Genomic DNA, 18,065 nt, shown 5'->3' on the forward strand with positions numbered 1-18,065 from the left:
TATGAGCTCTTTTACATTTAACAATATACGTAAGGATTTTATTCAAATCGAAAAAGGATGGAAAAAACCAGCGTGGGCGCCGTTAAAACGGAAATTTCTAAGTGTTCCAGGTTATCCAGGTGCAAGATTATTAACGACAGAAACTGAAATGCGAGTTTTGCCTGTTCCAGTCGGAATTATTATTCCTGATGGATCTGACCTAGAAACATTAAAAGAAGAAATAGCAGAGTGGTTAATTACAGAAAAACCTGTTGAATTAGTCTTTGATGTAACACCTGATAGGACATACCTGGCGGTTATTGATGAAGATTTTGATCCCGAGGATTTTGTTAATTTAGGTAAAGGTACTTTGAATTTTGTTTGTCCGATGCCATATAAGTTAGGACCTACTAAAACAGTAGAATTTGAAATGGATGGGCGTGGGTTAATAGCAAATGTTCAAAACAAAGGAAGTGTAGAATCCAATCCAATTATAGAGGTTGACGTGACGAATCCTTCCACATTTCTTGATGTATGGAATGGAGACAATTATTTTCGTATCGGATGGCCACTTAGCGTAAATCAGATACCTGTCGAAAGAAATCAGCGGGTAATGTGGGATGAAATGTCTACAACTGTAGGTTGGACGGATGTTCCGAATGCAGAAGATATGGTTGGGGGCGGGGCTTTTAAAGTAGATGCAGGCTCACGCCTAGTTCCGGTTTATTTAGGTGAAACAAATATAAAAGGATGGCATGGTTGCATAGCGAAAAAGAACATCCCACAAGGCCCACTACAAGATTTTATTATGCAGGCGTATGTTGGGGTAAGAAGCTCTCACCCCGATCAAATGGGGCGTGTTGAAATAGGTTTATTGGATGAAAACAGCGACTATGTAGCTCGTATTTCTATGAATGATGTTCATTGGCAAGCAGAACAGAATACAGGGTTCGCTAAGCTGGGTAACAAAAAGAAACCAAACGGCGAGCGAGTGCTTATAAATGAACCTGGAGATCATCCTACTACATGGAATCAATATCGTGGTCGATTATGGTTAGCACGTACGGGAAATAGATGGGAAGCTTATATTTCTAAGTTTTTATGGAATACCGAAAAGGATGATTCGGAACGCTTTGTCGTGTGGGAAGATGAAAACAATGTGAATATGGATAAAGTAGCACAAGTTCAAATTAGCATCAGTCAATTTTCGGATAACATGTTCTGTAAAGACATGAGCATCGATGATTTGAAAATTTGGAAAATCAATATGAATACCCAAGATAATCCACCTTATATTTTTGATGTTGGAGATAAAGTAATTATCGATACCGAGAGAAGCCTTGTATCAATCAATGGTAAAAAAGCTATAAACTTAAAAGATATATTCAGCGATTATCCCGTTATTCAAAAAGGAACGAACAAACTTGAGATTATGCCTCCTGATGTAGGAATAGCCAAAATAACGTATAGGGAGCGATTTAGATGAGAACACCAAGCGGAACATTACATGTTGTTGATTTTAAAACGAGTCAAATCGTTTCTAATATACAAACAAAAGATTATTGGGATGATAAACGACATTGGGAAATTAAGAACAACATAGATACATTAGAATTTAAAGTGTTTGATAATACGGAACATGCAGCTACACTCATGCAGCAAAATTTAGTATTAAAAGAAGTGCGTGACGGGCGTATTGTTCCGTATGTTATTACTGAAACCGAAAAGGATTCTAATGATAAATCAGTCATTGCTTATGCATCTGGTGAATGGATTCAACTTGCGAAAGCTGGCATTATTACTCCACAGAAGGTGGAAGGTAAAACAGTAAATGAGTTTATTGATATGGCTCTTTTAGGTACGAAATGGAAAAGAGGAAGAACAGAATACGCTGGTTTCCACACAATGACAATTGATGAATTTATAAGTCCGTTGAAATTACTAAAAGATATTGCTTCTCTATTTGAATTAGAAATCCAATATCGTGCTGAAGTAGTTGGTTCTCAAATTGTCAGTCGCTATGTGGACATGGTAAAGAAACGCGGTCAAGAAACAAGGAAAGAAGTAACACTTGGCAAAGATTTAGTGGGAATTAAACGTGTTGAGAACTCACAAAACATTTGTACAGCATTACTTGGTTTCTCCAAAAAAGAAGGGGAAGGATTTATTACAATCACCGACATAAATGATGGTATTCCTTATCTTGTGGACAGCGATGCTTTCCAACGATGGAACGAACGTGGTCAACATAAATTTGGCTTTTATACACCAGAAACAGAAGGTGATATAACACCGAAACGTTTAATGACTCTTATGAAAACAGAATTAGCAAAACGGATAAATTCCTCTATTTCTTACGATGTTCAAGCACAAAGTATAGGTCGTGTATTCGGATTAGCTCACGAGCTAATTAATGAAGGTGATACAATCCGAATTAAAGATACTGGATTTACACCGAAACTTTATTTAGAAGCACGGGCAATCGCTGGTGATGAATCATTTACAGACCCTTCACAAGATAAATATATATTTGGCGACTATCGTGAAATTACTGATCCGAATGAAGAAATGCGAAAATTATACAATAGAGTGCTTGCTTCTTTAGGTAATAAAGCCAATAAAGAACTATTAGAACAACTAGAAAAGTTAGCAGAAGAAGCGAAAGAGACAGCCGAACAAGCTCAAAAAGAAAGTAAAGCGGCAAAGGATATAGCAAAAGAGACTAAAAATTATATGGATCAAAACCTTGTAGATATTATAGAAGGAGCTAATCCACCTACTACTAATCTTAAACCAAATAAAACACTATGGCGTGATATTAGTAATGGTAAGCCTGGTGTTTTGAAAATATGGACAGGTACAGCTTGGGAACTTGTTGTTCCAGATACAGGACCATTGCAGCAAAGTATTAAAGATGTTGAGAAAGATATTGAATCAACAAAAACAGAATTAAATCAAAAGGTTCAAGAGGCACAAAATCAGGCCACAGGACAATTCAACGAAGTAAAGGAAAGTTTACAAGGTGTGAGCCGTACAATTTCTAATATCGAAAATAAACAAGGTGAAATTGATAAGAAAGTAACTAAGTTTGAACAGGATTCTAATGGATTTAAAACTTCTATTGAATCGTTAACAAAAAAAGATACTGAAATTAGTAATAAGTTAAATACGGTTGAATCCACTGTGGAAGGTACGAAAAAAACGATATCTGATATACAATCTGATACGACGTCACTTAAACAGACAACAACTGAAATTAAAGAACAAGCAGGAAAGATTAGTGAAAAGTTAACAAGTGTAGAAAAGAACTTCAATGAGCAAGAAATAGGAGTACGTAATTTAATATCAGATACGAAATATTGGGAAACGACGCAAATATCTTCAAATTCAGCTTATGGAGTATTTAAGAATAACTTAAATCAAATATTTAGTGAATTAGTTGGTGAAATTGTAACATTTAGCTTCGATGTAAAAATTACAACAACGGATAAAACGGCAGGTCGCGTTCAGTTCTATGGCGAAAACGGTTCACCTAAATATACATTCGTTAGACAAATATTCACAGGGATTACGGACGAATTTCAACGGGTTACGTACACTACAAAAATTACAGAACAGCTTAATAACACAGGACAAGCGAGATTGGAATTTTGGGGGATAGATGCTAAAACAACAAAAATCATTATTCGAAATTTCAAACTTGAAAAGGGGAATAAAGCTACTGGATGGACACCAGCGCCAGAAGATCAAGTAACAACCGATGAATTCACCAAGAAAACAACCGAGATTGAAAAAAGTGTGGAGGGCGTTACCTCTACTGTATCAACCGTTCAAAAAAATCAAGGTACAATGCAAACTACCTTGAATCAAGTTAAACAAACAACGGATTCTAATTCACAGACCATTACAACTCTATCTCAAACACAAGGTAAACAAGGAGGGGTTATTCAACAAAACACGAGTGATATTACACAATTGAATAATCAAATCAAATCCAAAGTAACAGATACTCAAATGCAAGAGTATGTGGGTGGATTAGGAAGTACTAACTTACTATTTAATACTGCATTTGAAGATCGAGTAATAAACGCTTCTACAGGAGTTGTAACAAGTAAAACTCCAAGTACCACGAAATGGAGCCTTGCAGGTACAGGTTCAGGTATTACGATAGTTCCTGAATGTGCTAGGCATCATGAAGGTTACAATTCTGTCAAAATTACAGCTACAGGTCAAACTTCTAGTAAGTGGTCTGGTATCATGCAACGTGTCCCAGCTGTACAAAATGGCGGTGATTATGTATTCTCGGCTTGGGTATACGTCCAGGATAAGAATACGCTTAATAATGGTGGAGCAATTAAACTTCAATTCTTTAATGGTGCAAATGCAGTTTCAACATTTGCACAAACAGAGTTTAAGGATTTATTAGTAAACAATTCTTGGGTACTAGTATCTGTTAAAATTACTTCTCCTAACGTAGCGATAACGCATTTACAAGGTGATATATGGGTTAGGCAGAACGGTACAATTTGGGTATCTCAACCACAATTACAACAAGGATCTACTCGTTCTACATTCATGGAGAATCCGAAAGACTATGCCAACTATGACCAACTTATTGGTGAGATTGCCAAGAAAGTAGCGACTGCTGACTTTGATAGTAAAGTTTCTAAAATGGAAACTACAATCAATCAGCAGTCTAATCGTATTGACCTAAAAGCAGAGAAAACGGATGTATACACCAAAACAGAAGCGAACGGTCAATTTGGAAGTAAGGCAATGGTGGAAAAGCACGAAAGCTCTATTACATTAATGTCTAATGAAATTAATTCAACAGTTAAAAAAGATGATATTATTTCATCTATCAACCAGACAGCTGAAAAGATTACTATTAGTGTTTCAAAGCTTGCTATTAATGCTGATACAATGGTGCAATGGTTAACAGCGAAGGGCATTGATACGAATATCATCAAAGTTAATGGCGATAAAATTACCATCGATAAAAATGGTGTAACTGTTAAAATGCTAGACTTCCTTTTTGAAGATGAATGGGGAACGAAAACAACCGTTATGCCAAAACGAAATTTAATAGCCGATCATGATTTTTCTAGTGTTCCGAAATTGAACATAGGTAACCCCAATTATCAGGGGTTTGGCGCTGGATATGGTCTATCTTGGAAAGTACAAGGAAACGGTGTAGTGATAGAAAATAACACTTTTATATTTAACTATGAACAAATGGTAAATGCAGTCCGTGTCGACACGTATAATTACCCAGAAACAAAAGTTCAAAACGGCATACATCCAGGAAACTCTTATACATTGTCAGCCCATTATAGAACCGCACAGGTTAATGGTGTACGTGTAACGGCAAAGCCACGCTTGCATGTATGCTTTGTTACGCCATTGGATGAAGTAAGTTATAAAATTTGGCACGAAATATACAAAGATTTTCCAGAGCCATCTACATTTTACGGTGACATTAGAAGATATAATTTCACATTTACCGTTCCTAACAATTACAATCCACAAGAACACATGATTGTAATTAAAGTTACAGCTGCAAATGCGCAAATTTCTGCGGGCAGAGCTGTTTGTGTGAGCGGGATAACATTGGTTAGTGGTAACTACGCTTGCATGTATAACTGGGATCGTACGGCAGCGGAAAGAGCAGACGGTATTCAGCCGTTTCGTAGGATTGCGCTAGGTGATGCCAATACGAATATAGGCATATCTGATGATGGATACACAGTAGATTTCACTACCAACAAAGAGTTTAAATTTTTTACCAATATACGAGCAGTCCAAGGAGTAAATATGGGAGGCAATCAGTTCCAAGGCTGGGGTCATATCCGTTTTGCAGATGGTAATCTTGGACCAGGATTTTATGTAAATACTCCAAATGGTTGGAAATTTAACGCACTTGGATAGAAAGGAAAGATACAAATGAACGATATTAACTATATGATGCCTTTTCAAGAAGGAGCAACTCTTCCTTATATGGGAAGAATAGTAGACATAAAACGAACAGAAAATGGAGTTTTTGTTCAAATACCCGCTGACATGTTAGATAATGCTGGAATTGCCAATGACACTAGTAAAGTCGAGGTATGGAGGCAAATGGATGACGGAGGAACTATTTGTTTTAGAGTGTTAACAAAATGTGAGTTATGTAGTCGTGGTTCCAGACTATATGAATTAGATTTAGGAGTTGCTAAAAGGCGCATTTGTGCAAATGATTATTTTAAACTTACAGGCAAAAATCCTCCACAAGAACCAGTAATAACTGAAAATAACACACAAACAGAGCAGGAGCAGCAATAGCTGGTCTTTTTTTATTTTGAAATGAGGTGGTCAAAGTGGAAGGGTTACAAGAAGTAAGAAGTGATGTTCAAGAAATCAAGCAAGATATTAAGGACATTCGCTTAGAGATTAAAAGTTTAGAAATGCGGACAACAGGTAACGAAAAAGACATTATCAATATCAACAAACAACTAGATAAAATCAGCGCCAATACTACCTGGATTTTGCGACTTATAGTTGGCGGAATTGTTGGTGGCATTCTCACTTTCTTAATGAAAGGAGGTGGTATGTAATGTTTGAAATTACTGTAATGATTGGAATTGTAGTTGGTCTTTCGCAAATTGGAAAAACAATTGGATTACAAACAAAATATGTTCCGTTATTAAATTTAACGCTTGGCATTGTGCTAGGCGTTTTATTTTTGGACGGAGATATCAAAACAAATGTATTTCAAGGAATCATCATTGGACTGTCAGCAAGTGGATTATTTGACCACACAAAAATTATGAAAAAGGATGTTGATGCTAAATGAAAAAGACAATGAAACATATTACCTCGTCACTTATGATTCTAGTACTTGCTATTTCTTTTGCTACAAGTGCTTTTGCTGATAGAACGCTTATTATTCCTGATTTACCGAAACAACCATACCGTTATGGTGTAGGTGCTTATGAGGGGGTTGTAGCTCATTCGACCGCCACTCCGGAAGCACCTGCTATTAATATTCGAAACTATGAAGCTAGGACTTGGCGAAATGCATTCGTTCATTTTGCGGTAGATTGGAACGAAACGATTCAAATCGCAGATACGAATTATATCGCTTATGGCGCGGGGCCAGCGGCAAATAAACGATTTGTCCACGTTGAGCTTTCTGAATCTAGTAATCCAGCGAAATTTAAATCTTCGTATGAGCGTTATGTTAAGTTACTAGCGAAAATCCTGAAAGACAACGAATTAACAGTCGAACAAGGCTTATGGACTCACGAAGATGTAACACGTAAATTAGGTGGTACTGATCACGAAGACCCACGTGCATACTTAGCTTCATACGGTATCTCTATCGCTCAATTCCGTGCTGATGTAAAGAAAGCGTACGAAAACGGTCAAGTATCCGTTGTAGTACCGGAAAAACCTACTAAGCCAGAGGTCGAGAAACCTACCGTTACTGTAACGCCTTCTAACGGTGTAGCATACATCGATGGCACTAACGTTAATTTAAGAAAAGGTCCTGGTATTAATTACAGTGTGATTCGTAAATTAAAACAAGGCGAAGCGTACAAAGTATTCGCTGAGTCTAACGGACCTAACGGTAATTGGTTAAACTTAGGTGGCGAGCAATGGGTTAAATATGATTCGTCCTATATTCATTATAATAAAGGTAATGTATCGGTAAATAATAACGTATTAGGTAAACGTGTCGTATCGAAAGTAAACGATTTAAACTTTTATACGAAAGCTACATGGAATAGATCATACCTAGCAGGCACTGTTGACGCAGGACTCGGCTTTACTATCGATGCTAAAGTTGATGTAAATGGCTATCCGCAGTATAAGGCACACAATTCGAAAGGGCATACGTACTATATTACGGCTAGTCCAACGTATGTGAATGTGAAGTAACATGTGCGCTTAATGAACGTAGAAAAGACCGCCTATTACAGGCGGTCGGATTTTTTTATTTTTTTACTACTCCACCAGCGACACCAGATAGAGTCATAGCATCCGCGATTGTATTTACGTTTGTTTCTGGGGTTCCATAGAATGCATCTAAAGCTCCGATAAACCAATCAGCATCAACTGTAACTGTGTAGCCATTAGACTTCCAGTTACTGATTAGTCGGTTTGTTAATGTTCGTTTCTCTGCTTCGGATAACTTTAGCCACGCTTCACCCTTACTGTTTGCATCAACAGTTGAAGTCTGAACTTCATTTTGTTTAGGCTGTTGTACTGCTTGTTGTTCGCGTTGTTCTTGTTCTTTTTTTATTTTAGCTCGTTCTTGTTGCGCTTCTTGTTCAGAAAAGCCGTTTTCAATAGATATTATATTTTTTGTGTCAATATCAATTTTATATTTATCGTAAGAAATATTGTGAATTTTTACTAATGTATCTCCGCTATATTGTTTTTCTACTTCATATTTACTTCCAAGTTTATCAATGAGATGTTTATTTGTAGAAGTATATTCTGCAGTTGAAACATCAATTAGTATTTTCACATAGTATTGTCCGTTTTCGACAATTTGTGACGGGGAAATAGTTGTTTGTAATTTGCCATCTTTAAATACCTCACTACTTGTAGCAGTATAATTGTATTCATCTGATTTTTTTGAACTATATACTTTTATGGTTGCTTTTGTAGAATCAGGAATATTGGTAGTTAAAGATAATTTGAGTTTGTTTGTCTCCTTATTATAATCTAACGTATCTAGTTGTGCGGACAGTTTTTCTTTTTGTGGTTCAGAGGTAGCATCTTTAACTTTAGTAGATGACTCTGTATTCGATGCCGGTTTATCACCGAATATTACTTTAATAGAGAAACAAAAAATTATAGCTATAAAGACAACTAATATGACAGTTCTAGTTTTAATCAAAACTTCATCTCCTTTTTTGAATTTAAAATACATAATTAATAAATATAATAATATAACGTTTTTGAAACGAAGTAAATATTTCCATGTGTTTTATATAAAGATATTTAAGTAATAATAATTTGAATTTTAGACAGTATTGAAAAATAATCTTATCTAATAAAAAAAGAGAGTTACCAATAGGTAACTCTCTTTTTTTATAGTATTTATTATTTTTTAACTTCAACGAAATTTAATACCTTACCTTATGCTATCATCATTCTCAAATCTACCTCTGGTACAAGAAATACAGGGGTAGATAAATTTAGTAATTTATATTTCATTAACAAATAACTCTTTTCTAAGGATTAGCCTTCTAATTTTCTTATTTCGTTTAGTGTCAAACCCATATCATCTATATGTCCATACATAGCTTTTAAACTTGAATCAACCTTTTCATTATCTTTTTCATCTAAACCTACAAATATTTGTTCTATGCATATTTCAATTATTTTAACATCGTCTCTTAGTTGCACTTTGAAATAATCATAAGCCTTAGGTGGGTCAACTTCTTTTAACTTCCTAAGTTCTCCCTTGACTACTTCAAATTGTTTCTTTAACTCCACTTGATTTGTTTTTAATGTTTGATCCTTTGCAAATATCGGTTTTGTAGCTTGCAGCTCTCTTGAAAACTGATTAACAAGTGTCTCTATCTTTTCTTGATACTGTTTTATCGTTATAGGGCTATGGACATCTGTTATGGGGTCTTTCTCTTTACTTTCTTGTTCTTTGATTCCTGGTTCTTTAACTATTTTCTTCTCTAATTCATCTTTTTCTTTGCGTAGTTTATCTACTTCTTTGTTTGCGGTCTCTAAAGCCCTTTTATCAGATTCCGCTTCAGCTACTTTCTTCTCTAATTCATCTTTTTCTTTGCGTAGTTTATCTACTTCTTTGTTTACAGTCTCTAAGGCCTTTTTATTAGATTCCGCTTCAGCTACTTGTAAACTATCAGTCTTTTTCTTTTCTGTATCTTCTTTTGAACAACCTACTCCACTAATTAGCAAAATTGGTAATGCTACCGATAACACTTTATGTTTCATTACTAGTTCCCCCAATAACTTATTCTTTATCCCGTTTCTTTCTTAGTTGTACCTAGCGCGTTTTTATAATTCTTTATTTAATTCCTAATTTAAAGAAAAACCTATCCCAAATAACATGATTGATATGACTATGTATACTCTTTTTGAAAAACATTGTAATTAATTAACATATGAAACTATAACATAAAATATATAAATAAGATATGTGAATTCATCGTTATTACCATTAAATTCTCTTATTCTATTAATGAAAAATATGATATACATACTTAGAAATAAAATAATAGAAGAAAGAAGATTTATATTGCCATTACCCTGTTGGCGTCAATCCGTACCGTCTAATTTGTCTGAAATATGGTAGGTAGACGGACCTACATATTAGTACGCAATTGTAAATATAATCAGTAAAGTAAAAAGAAATGTATGAGTTATTTAAATAAAAAAGTGCTAACAAGTTTGCAAACGAACTTGCTAACACTTATACAGAATAGACATAAATTATCGCCGATATGTCGTCTTTGAAAATAGCTTTAATCAGTTACATCATACTTATACAAAATGCTCATAAAAACAGTCTTAATATCAAGAATATAATCACCCAGATATTCCTTTACTTTTAAGACGGAAACGAGGCATGATATTGATTTCTACCTCAGAGTTTGCGTCAAATAATAAAAAAATACGGTTTGTAAAACTAAAAATACAACAAGCTACAACCGGCATGAAATGGATTAAGATATTTAGAAATTTAAAAGATGATTTTCAAATAGGGGGAGAGGTGGATTTAGACCATATTCTCCAATATCCGAAAGATTATATTGTAGGAGAAAATAAAAGGGTGTTATTTCCATACAATGAGAGAATTTATAAAGTTCAAGGTACTAAAATAGAACCGGGTATAACAGTAAAGGAAAGAGAGTATTTATTTAAAGAATTTCAGCGTAAATTCTCTTATTTCACAATACTTCCAGAATGTAAAAAGGTAGCTACAAATAACAAAAATGAATTATTTCCTTTATTTGCCCCAAAAGGATTAGAGACATTAACATTAGAAGTTTGGTCTGAAGATATAGTGCTGGAAATAGAACAAACATTACTTGAGAGTCAAATTGTTTTGACTAAAGTTGGTGAAAATTCTTATGTATTGAATACAGATTTTCCAGTGTTATTAAAGATTGTGAGATACAATATTGAAAAGGTGTTACAAAATCCATATAAAATGCAATATTGCCAAAAATATAAAACAAATCTTGTAGATGATGTTACGAAAGCTGTCTATGCTACCGCGGGCGAGCGCAGTGATGCGACATTAGCATTAATCGCATTGAAAAATTGTGATGGACGAGAAAAAATTGATCCAAAACAAATCATTAGAGAGGGATTTGCACGAGCAAACCGTATTTCAACATTTATTAATTTATTTATAGGCCAAAGTGTATCTCGTAAAACAATTGTAAATAGTGTTTTTAGTTTATTAGAGCAAAAAGGATTTTTGAAGCGTAGTTGGAATAAGATAAATTTACCTTGTATATATGTTAATTTATCAATTGAACGAATATCGAAATTTGATTTCTTACCTATTCTTTCAAAAATAAAAGGAAAAGAAATTTTATATAAATTATATGGGAATACAGAATGGCAAACGATTGATTACGTATTATTAAATATAAATAAACATAATGCATTTTTACCACAACCATCAAAGAGAAATGATATGGGAGCTCTTTTTAAACAATATGTTTCCGAAACATTAATGGAAATTGTACAATATGCAAAAGAACAAAATGAACAAGTTTATTTCATTGTAGATGCAAATTTGAGAAGGTATTGGATAAAAGAGTTACAAAATAAAGAAATTAATACAGATATTTTACCTGATATTGTTCCAGAGGTGTTAAAGGTTCCAAATTTAAATATTATTAGAATAAATACAGGTTTTGATGTACCAAGTTACGGTGTAATAGAATCTGATGATGCTCTAGATAGCATTGGCTTATATACAGATCAAAAAGGGATGTATTATAGCACTGGTGAATATTCACTTAATTGTAGTGGGATTTTTCAGCGATATATACTTGAAATTTTACCATTGGGTGTAAAACCTGTAGAAAGGGATTATATCGCTAAAATGATACATTACATGTGCTGTAATTCTAGTATGCTTTCGAAAAAGAATGTACACATTACATATTCCATGCATATGGAAAATGTAATAAAGAGTTATATTACTGACATAGATGCAAGAGAGTTTAAAGAATTTGATGATGAATTGGATGTAGATGTAGTAAAAGTAGAAAAGAAAGATTCAATTATTCTACTTTAAATACTAGTAAACAAATCCTGCTCGTTATATCGATCAGGATTTGTCATTTTTTTATGTAAATAAGGATATCCTTTGTCAAGTATCTTTTCGTTTACATATTTACTTTATGTGCAGACAGGATTAATATGTTTTTTAGAAATACAAAAACTATTTCATATGGAAAAACGATTTTTATTAATTGAAAAAATTTGAAAGGAATGGGGAATTGTGAAGAAATTAGATGTGCTCTTAATGCTATTGAGCGGCCTCTTTCCAATTGCAGGACTTACAAAGCAAATCCCTCTAGAACAATCTATATATATTGGAGGGCTTTTATTTTTTACTAGTTTCGGTAGTTATTTTGCTAAAAAGATGTATTCACGTATATGCAGTTGGATAGCGTATGCGCCATTTATAACACTACTGTTAGTTATTTGGCATCAAGATATTGCAACAAGCTCAATCATAGCAAATGCGAAAATTGCTGCATGTGTCGCGTTAATTCCATGTTTATTCCGTTTTCGTACATATGGACTTACTTTGGGCTTATTCTCATTATGGGCCGCTTTACTATGGGATATAAAAGAAGTACAGTCGTTAGTCATACTTGAACGCATAACGAGTTTAATGACAAGCCATTATGTATATATATTACTATTAATTGGAGGACTTGTATTAGGAGGATTACTTGCGATGTTCATTCACCGCAAAGAGAAAGATAATCAAGAAAATATAAATCTACTTGGACCAAAAAAGAAACGCAAAAGATTATCAATTAAGATTCGACTTCCAAGATTGCCGAAATTAAAGATGAAACTATTTAAGTTTGGTGGGAAAGAATCTAAAAGTAAAATGCCAGAAAAGATCCATGAGTATAAGTACGAAGAACCAGTTGCAACATATGAAATGACAGAGCAAATAGATCCATACAAAGAAAATGCAGTTCAAGGTCAAACAAGGATGGAACGCCGAAGAAATAGGTATAATGCATAATGAGGTTTAATAACCCCGTAATGACTTATCTTAATATTGATAAATCATTACGGTTTTTTTATGTAATGAAATGAAGGTTGCTAATGTGGGGGGAACAGCATATTTTATAGGTGGGAACCAAAATGAAATAAGGGGAGGATAAAATGCTTATCATTACATATATATCTGCTTGTATATTATTCTTAGTTAGTTTTTTACATGTATATTGGGCTTTCGGAGGTAATTGGGGGACAAATAGTGTTATTCCAACTAAAGCAGGGGAAAAGGCGTTTACACCTCGTGCCGGAATGACATTGGTCATTGCATTATTATTAAGTATGGCAGCAATAATTTTGTTGCAACAAGCAAATATTGTTCATTTTGCAGTTCCTAATGTTATTATTCAAGTCGGTTCCTGGATTTGTATGATCGTCTTTTCTATTAGAGTAATTGGTGAATTTAACTATTTTGGTATCTTTAAACGACAAAAAGATACGCACTTTGCAAGAATGGATACCGGTTTATATATTCCACTTTGTGCATTTTTATCTTTATCTTTCTTATTAGCAATAATTTTGTGAGTGAATAATAGTAGTTTCCGTTCTCAAAATATATATAAACGTGAGAAATCTAAGAGGTAAATAAAAAGGATGTAAGCGCCTTCTTGTCGAAATGTAAATTATTATGAAAGGCGGTGACACTATGAAGTATGTAAAAGTTAGTATGAATGGTGGAAGTGAACATAAATTCTCAATGACTTTAGATCGGTTTGAAGAACTTATTACTACAGAGAATGGGATATTAGAAAATAAATTAGTATGTATTGAAAATGTAATGATTAATCCTACTAATATATCTTCTGTAGTTGAAAAAATTGGTGTACCGGCTAAGTTTATGGAAGCTTAAAATCTTTAGATAAAAAACATCCATTGAGGATGTTTTTTAATTTATAAATATGAAATTGTGCAGTGAAATTTTGAGTAGATTTTTTAGCAATGACTGTGCATATATTAAGTACCTGAACATGTTGCTTAATACATGCACGAAATAATAAGCACAAGCATATATTATGTAGTAGGACAAGATCTTCGTGTCCTACTTAATACTCAGAAAAAACCTCTAATCACATAAGAGCAGCTAATTGCAGGGTGCTCTTATTTTTTATGAAAATCTACTATGAGCCTTATTTTATAGTAGGATGCAATAATAAAGGGCTATTTTGAAATAGTGTTTTTTAGCCTTTAATTTTAAATTTATCTTTAACGTTAATAAATATTAAAAATAATATGATAGCAGAAATTAAGTTAGATAAGTAGAAATTTTGATGAAACAGTAGTTCAAAGATGACATCGAAAGTAACGAATAAGGCAATAGCAGGTAGTATGCAAATAAATATAAATCTCCAATTTTTTAAGTAATGTTTATAATTTGTAAGTACTTTATCCATAAATATAGCTCCTATATTTTTGTTTTTATATAATTATACATTTAGATACAAGGATTTTCAAAGTAAAAATATTTAGCAATTCAAAAATATAAGGAGAGCTTTTGTTGAAAATCCAGATTGCTGTAGTAATCTGGATTTGACTTTAAAGAACTATACTAAAATGATACACTATAATCTACGTTATTTTTGAAATGAATAGAGGGATTTGTGTGATAGATAAAATTAAAAATGCTGTAGAGGATATGTACGAAGATGAGGCTAAAGATTTACTTCAAAGTATTCTCATACAGTTAAACTTATTAGAAGAAAACTATAGTGAAGATACAATTAAAAATTTGATGGATATTCCGAAACAATTAACAAGTAATCCTACTTATAAAAGGAATGTAAAAGACAGTACGCACGTACATATTGCTTTTGATGATTCAACGGCTGGTTGCTTAAAATATATGTTAAGTCAAGAAGAATTATTTGAAGAGAGTGTTGTTGCTTTTTCGGAATTTTTTTCAATTGGACCGATATATAGGTTGCATACGAATGAGGGGCAACTAGCAAGACAGGAGTGGTTAATAAATAACTTAACTGCTTATGATAGTTATTTTGAAGAAGAATATTTATCAAGATTTATAGCAACTATAGAAGAACTACATACTATTCCTGTTGAAACACCTATTACAATTTGGAAGGCTGATAATGCACATGAACATGTAGGCCTAAGTTTTGTAATAGCACAATTAAAGGATAAGAAAAACATTCGAGTTATTAATACGTCTGAAGCAAGTAGAGAAATATTAAAACAAGAGTATGATATTCGTGGAACGGGAGAATTACCACCTGAAAGTTTAGCTCTATTCCAAAAAAGTTTTATAAAGTTACCTTATTTAACTGAAGAGAAGCGCATGAAGTTTGAACATGAGTGGGATAGATTATCGGAAAGCATAGAATGTTTAAGAGTGTGGAAAGAAAATGAAGTGCATTTTGTACAAGAAGATTATTTTGATCAATTTATAATTGAATGCGCGAAAAGTGTGGGTGCTGATCGAGAGTTCCTCAAAGCTCCTAGAGTGATTGGTGAAGCACTTGGTCTTGTTGAACAATTGGTTGGAGATACCTTCTTAGAATATCGCTTGAAACAATTAATTAAACAAGAAGTATTTGAATTTGAAGGTTCGTTAGATGAAATGCGTTTTTATAGTGTGAAGTTAAGGAAATAATAAACACATTCTATTTTTGAAAGGCTCGTATTTTTAATAATACGAGCTTTTTAAGTTGAATTTGGGCTATACATAAGCTTCCTAGAGAGGGCATATCACATATGAATGATAAAGGTAATGAATGAAAAGAAGGTGATTTGTTAATATGTATAACCAACAAAATTATCCATATGATCAAGCGATGTATTATAATCCACAAAACTACGGGTATGAACCTACAAATGAAGTGAGAGATATTGAACAAGAAGATTACAGACCAGATGATGCGGAGGATGCTCCAACGTCACCACCACCGTCACAAGCGCCATCGTTACCGTCTACATTTGCTTCTCCGGCACAACCAGGCAATATGAAATCATGGATGTGTAACTGTTTAGGAAGATGGGGCTATTTACGTTTACATCGTCCTGGACCTTTTGGAAGGGATTTATGGTTCTTTCCGACTGAAGTGAGAAGAAACGGAGTATCAGGTTACACTTGGCAAGGTGGTCGTCGTCGTAAAGTAAGTTATCGCTATCAACAAATTAGTAATTTTATGTGCTTCGCATAAAGAGAGGTGGGAGAGTAAAACGATTGTACTCTCTCACTTTTTTATTTTTCAATATACGAAGTAAGATTTTGATTAAAAATTTACAATTTTCACGTTTTTATTAGAGTATAATGCATATGTTGGTTGGTTTTCAAAAACAAATGAGAGTGAGGGAATACAATGTCAATGAAAAACAAAGTTGGGTTAAGCATAGAGGATGGCATTAATTTAGCTTCAGCTCAGTTTAAAGAAGATGCGTATGAAATTTATAAAGAATCGCGAAAAAAACAACCTATATTATTTGTAAACCAAGTTGAAATCGGTAAAGAATGGCTCATTACTAGATATGAAGATGCTCTGCCACTTTTAAAAGATAATCGTTTAAAAAAAGATTGGACAAATGTGTTTTCTCAAGATATAAAGAACATGTATCTTTCCGTTGATAATAGTGACCACTTAACAACACATATGCTAAATTCAGATCCACCTAACCACAGTCGTTTACGATCTTTAGTTCAAAAAGCTTTTACACCGAAGATGATTGCACAATTAGACGGAAGAATTCAGAGAATAGCAGATGATTTGATAAGTGATATAGAGCGAAAAGGTATATTAAATCTTGTGGATGATTATTCATTTCCATTACCAATTATTGTGATAAGCGAGATGCTCGGTATTCCAAAAGAAGATCAAGCGAAATTTAGGATTTGGTCTCATGCTGTTATTGCATCACCAGAAACACCTGAAGAAATAAAAGAGACTGAAAAACAACTATCTGAATTTATTACATATCTTCAATATTTAGTTGATATTAAAAGAAAAGAGCCAAAAGAAGACTTGGTGAGTGCTTTAATACTTGCAGAGAGTGAAGGGCATAAACTTAGCGCTCGGGAACTATATTCAATGATAATGCTATTAATTGTCGCAGGACATGAGACGACAGTGAATTTAATTACAAATACGGTATTAGCACTTCTTGAAAATCCAAATCAATTACAGTTATTAAAAGATAATCCAAAACTAATTGATTCGGCTATTGAGGAAGGATTGCGTTATTATTCTCCAGTTGAGGTTACAACTGCAAGATGGGCAGCGGAACCTTTTCAAATTCACCATCAAACAATACAGAAAGGAGATATGGTTATTATTGCATTGGCTTCAGCGAACCGTGATGAAACAGTATTTGAAAATCCAGAAATATTTGATATTACACGGGAGAACAACCGTCACATTGCCTTTGGTCATGGTAGTCATTTCTGCTTAGGAGCTCCACTTGCGAGGTTAGAAGCAAAGATTGCTATTACTACTTTGTTTAATCGAATGCCTGAACTACAAATAAAAGGGAATCGTGAAGAAATTAAATGGCAAGGTAACTATTTAATGCGTTCTTTAGAGGAATTGCCTTTAACTTTCTAGAATAGTTAAAAGGAGACATGCATACATCGAAAATGATTTACATAGAGTATGTATGTGTTATTTAAATTTGAAACGGAAGGGTGAAGACATCCCAATGATCAACTAATTCTATTTGTAAGAGATCTTCGTTAAAAAACGAAATATTCTTCTGAATAGGGTTAGTCTGTACATTTATAGAAAAGGGATGTATTTCGCTCTGCGAATATATTGTCTTTTTATATGATTTGTGCTGCCTCCTGTTCA

At 33.6% G+C, this 18,065-nt stretch carries 16 protein-coding genes; 13 read left to right on the forward strand and 3 right to left on the reverse strand.

Annotation, left to right across the window (positions count from 1 at the left end; genetic code table 11):
* Window position 1: 1 nt before the first annotated feature.
* Genes ACTL4X_RS12870 through ACTL4X_RS12895 form a run of 6 tightly spaced genes read left to right on the forward strand, consistent with a single transcriptional unit; the run spans window position 2 to window position 7,899 of the window.
* Window positions 2-1,465: a distal tail protein Dit gene (locus ACTL4X_RS12870; protein WP_137396776.1), complete on the forward strand. Its 1,464-nt coding sequence runs from the start codon at window positions 2-4 to the stop codon at window positions 1,463-1,465.
* The gene (locus tag ACTL4X_RS12875; RefSeq protein WP_441395058.1) at window positions 1,462-5,907 is read left to right on the forward strand and encodes a phage tail spike protein; all 4,446 of its coding nucleotides are present in this window, start codon (window positions 1,462-1,464) and stop codon (window positions 5,905-5,907) included. The genes ACTL4X_RS12870 and ACTL4X_RS12875 overlap by 4 nt, the downstream gene beginning before the upstream one ends.
* Window positions 5,908-5,922: 15 nt before the next feature.
* Window positions 5,923-6,300, forward strand: a complete 378-nt coding sequence (locus tag ACTL4X_RS12880) for a hypothetical protein (RefSeq protein ID WP_137396774.1) — start codon at window positions 5,923-5,925, stop codon at window positions 6,298-6,300.
* Between the two features lie 35 nt (window positions 6,301-6,335).
* On the forward strand, window positions 6,336-6,572 hold the full coding sequence (locus tag ACTL4X_RS12885) for a hemolysin XhlA family protein (RefSeq protein WP_000398738.1): 237 nt from the start codon (window positions 6,336-6,338) through the stop codon (window positions 6,570-6,572).
* Window positions 6,572-6,811 carry a hypothetical protein gene (locus ACTL4X_RS12890; protein ID WP_016108980.1) on the forward strand — a complete coding sequence of 80 codons (240 nt, stop codon included), beginning with the start codon at window positions 6,572-6,574 and terminating at the stop codon, window positions 6,809-6,811. Before ACTL4X_RS12885 ends, ACTL4X_RS12890 begins: the two co-directional genes overlap by 1 nt.
* Window positions 6,808-7,899 carry an N-acetylmuramoyl-L-alanine amidase gene (locus ACTL4X_RS12895; RefSeq protein WP_322373557.1) on the forward strand — a complete coding sequence of 364 codons (1,092 nt, stop codon included), beginning with the start codon at window positions 6,808-6,810 and terminating at the stop codon, window positions 7,897-7,899. The genes ACTL4X_RS12890 and ACTL4X_RS12895 overlap by 4 nt, the downstream gene beginning before the upstream one ends.
* Before the next feature lie 55 nt (window positions 7,900-7,954).
* Here the strand turns inward: ACTL4X_RS12895 and ACTL4X_RS12900 are convergent, their stop codons facing one another.
* Both ACTL4X_RS12900 and ACTL4X_RS12905 read right to left on the reverse strand, forming a co-directional pair.
* A complete protein-coding gene (locus ACTL4X_RS12900) occupies window positions 7,955-8,866 on the reverse strand; it encodes a hypothetical protein (protein ID WP_086401925.1) in 912 nt (303 codons plus the stop codon).
* Between the two features lie 344 nt (window positions 8,867-9,210).
* The gene (locus tag ACTL4X_RS12905) at window positions 9,211-9,942 is read right to left on the reverse strand and encodes a coiled-coil domain-containing protein (protein ID WP_441395059.1); all 732 of its coding nucleotides are present in this window, start codon (window positions 9,940-9,942) and stop codon (window positions 9,211-9,213) included.
* Window positions 9,943-10,582: 640 nt separating this feature from the next.
* Here ACTL4X_RS12905 and ACTL4X_RS12910 point away from each other — a divergent pair.
* The 4 genes from ACTL4X_RS12910 to ACTL4X_RS12925 all read left to right on the forward strand — a co-directional run bounded on the left by ACTL4X_RS12910 (window position 10,583) and on the right by ACTL4X_RS12925 (window position 14,122).
* Window positions 10,583-12,265, forward strand: a complete 1,683-nt coding sequence (locus tag ACTL4X_RS12910; protein ID WP_441395060.1) for an RNaseH domain-containing protein — start codon at window positions 10,583-10,585, stop codon at window positions 12,263-12,265.
* A 207-nt stretch (window positions 12,266-12,472) separates the two neighbouring features.
* On the forward strand, window positions 12,473-13,237 hold the full coding sequence (locus tag ACTL4X_RS12915) for a DUF3959 family protein (protein ID WP_000732180.1): 765 nt from the start codon (window positions 12,473-12,475) through the stop codon (window positions 13,235-13,237).
* A 143-nt stretch (window positions 13,238-13,380) separates the two neighbouring features.
* Entirely contained in the window at window positions 13,381-13,797 is a 417-nt protein-coding gene (locus tag ACTL4X_RS12920) for a DUF3995 domain-containing protein (protein ID WP_000905568.1), read from the forward strand.
* 121 nt (window positions 13,798-13,918) lie between these two features.
* The gene (locus ACTL4X_RS12925) at window positions 13,919-14,122 is read left to right on the forward strand and encodes a hypothetical protein (RefSeq protein WP_000878369.1); all 204 of its coding nucleotides are present in this window, start codon (window positions 13,919-13,921) and stop codon (window positions 14,120-14,122) included.
* A gap of 328 nt (window positions 14,123-14,450) precedes the next feature.
* On the opposite strand, the gene ACTL4X_RS12930 is transcribed toward ACTL4X_RS12925, so the two are convergent.
* Window positions 14,451-14,663, reverse strand: coding sequence for a hypothetical protein (locus ACTL4X_RS12930; RefSeq protein ID WP_000362067.1), 213 nt, complete (start codon window positions 14,661-14,663; stop codon window positions 14,451-14,453).
* 209 nt (window positions 14,664-14,872) lie between these two features.
* Between ACTL4X_RS12930 and ACTL4X_RS12935 the strand changes: the two genes are divergently transcribed.
* The 3 genes from ACTL4X_RS12935 to ACTL4X_RS12945 all read left to right on the forward strand — a co-directional run bounded on the left by ACTL4X_RS12935 (window position 14,873) and on the right by ACTL4X_RS12945 (window position 17,822).
* On the forward strand, window positions 14,873-15,877 hold the full coding sequence (locus ACTL4X_RS12935) for a DUF1835 domain-containing protein (protein WP_000565681.1): 1,005 nt from the start codon (window positions 14,873-14,875) through the stop codon (window positions 15,875-15,877).
* Window positions 15,878-16,022: 145 nt separating this feature from the next.
* Window positions 16,023-16,427: a hypothetical protein gene (locus tag ACTL4X_RS12940; protein ID WP_000282687.1), complete on the forward strand. Its 405-nt coding sequence runs from the start codon at window positions 16,023-16,025 to the stop codon at window positions 16,425-16,427.
* A gap of 159 nt (window positions 16,428-16,586) precedes the next feature.
* Window positions 16,587-17,822 carry a cytochrome P450 family protein gene (locus ACTL4X_RS12945; RefSeq protein WP_086404447.1) on the forward strand — a complete coding sequence of 412 codons (1,236 nt, stop codon included), beginning with the start codon at window positions 16,587-16,589 and terminating at the stop codon, window positions 17,820-17,822.
* The last annotated feature ends 243 nt before the right edge of the window (window positions 17,823-18,065 follow it).

This window comes from Bacillus sp. RE35 (assembly GCF_052146655.1).
Lineage (GTDB): Bacteria > Bacillota > Bacilli > Bacillales > Bacillaceae_G > Bacillus_A > Bacillus_A cereus.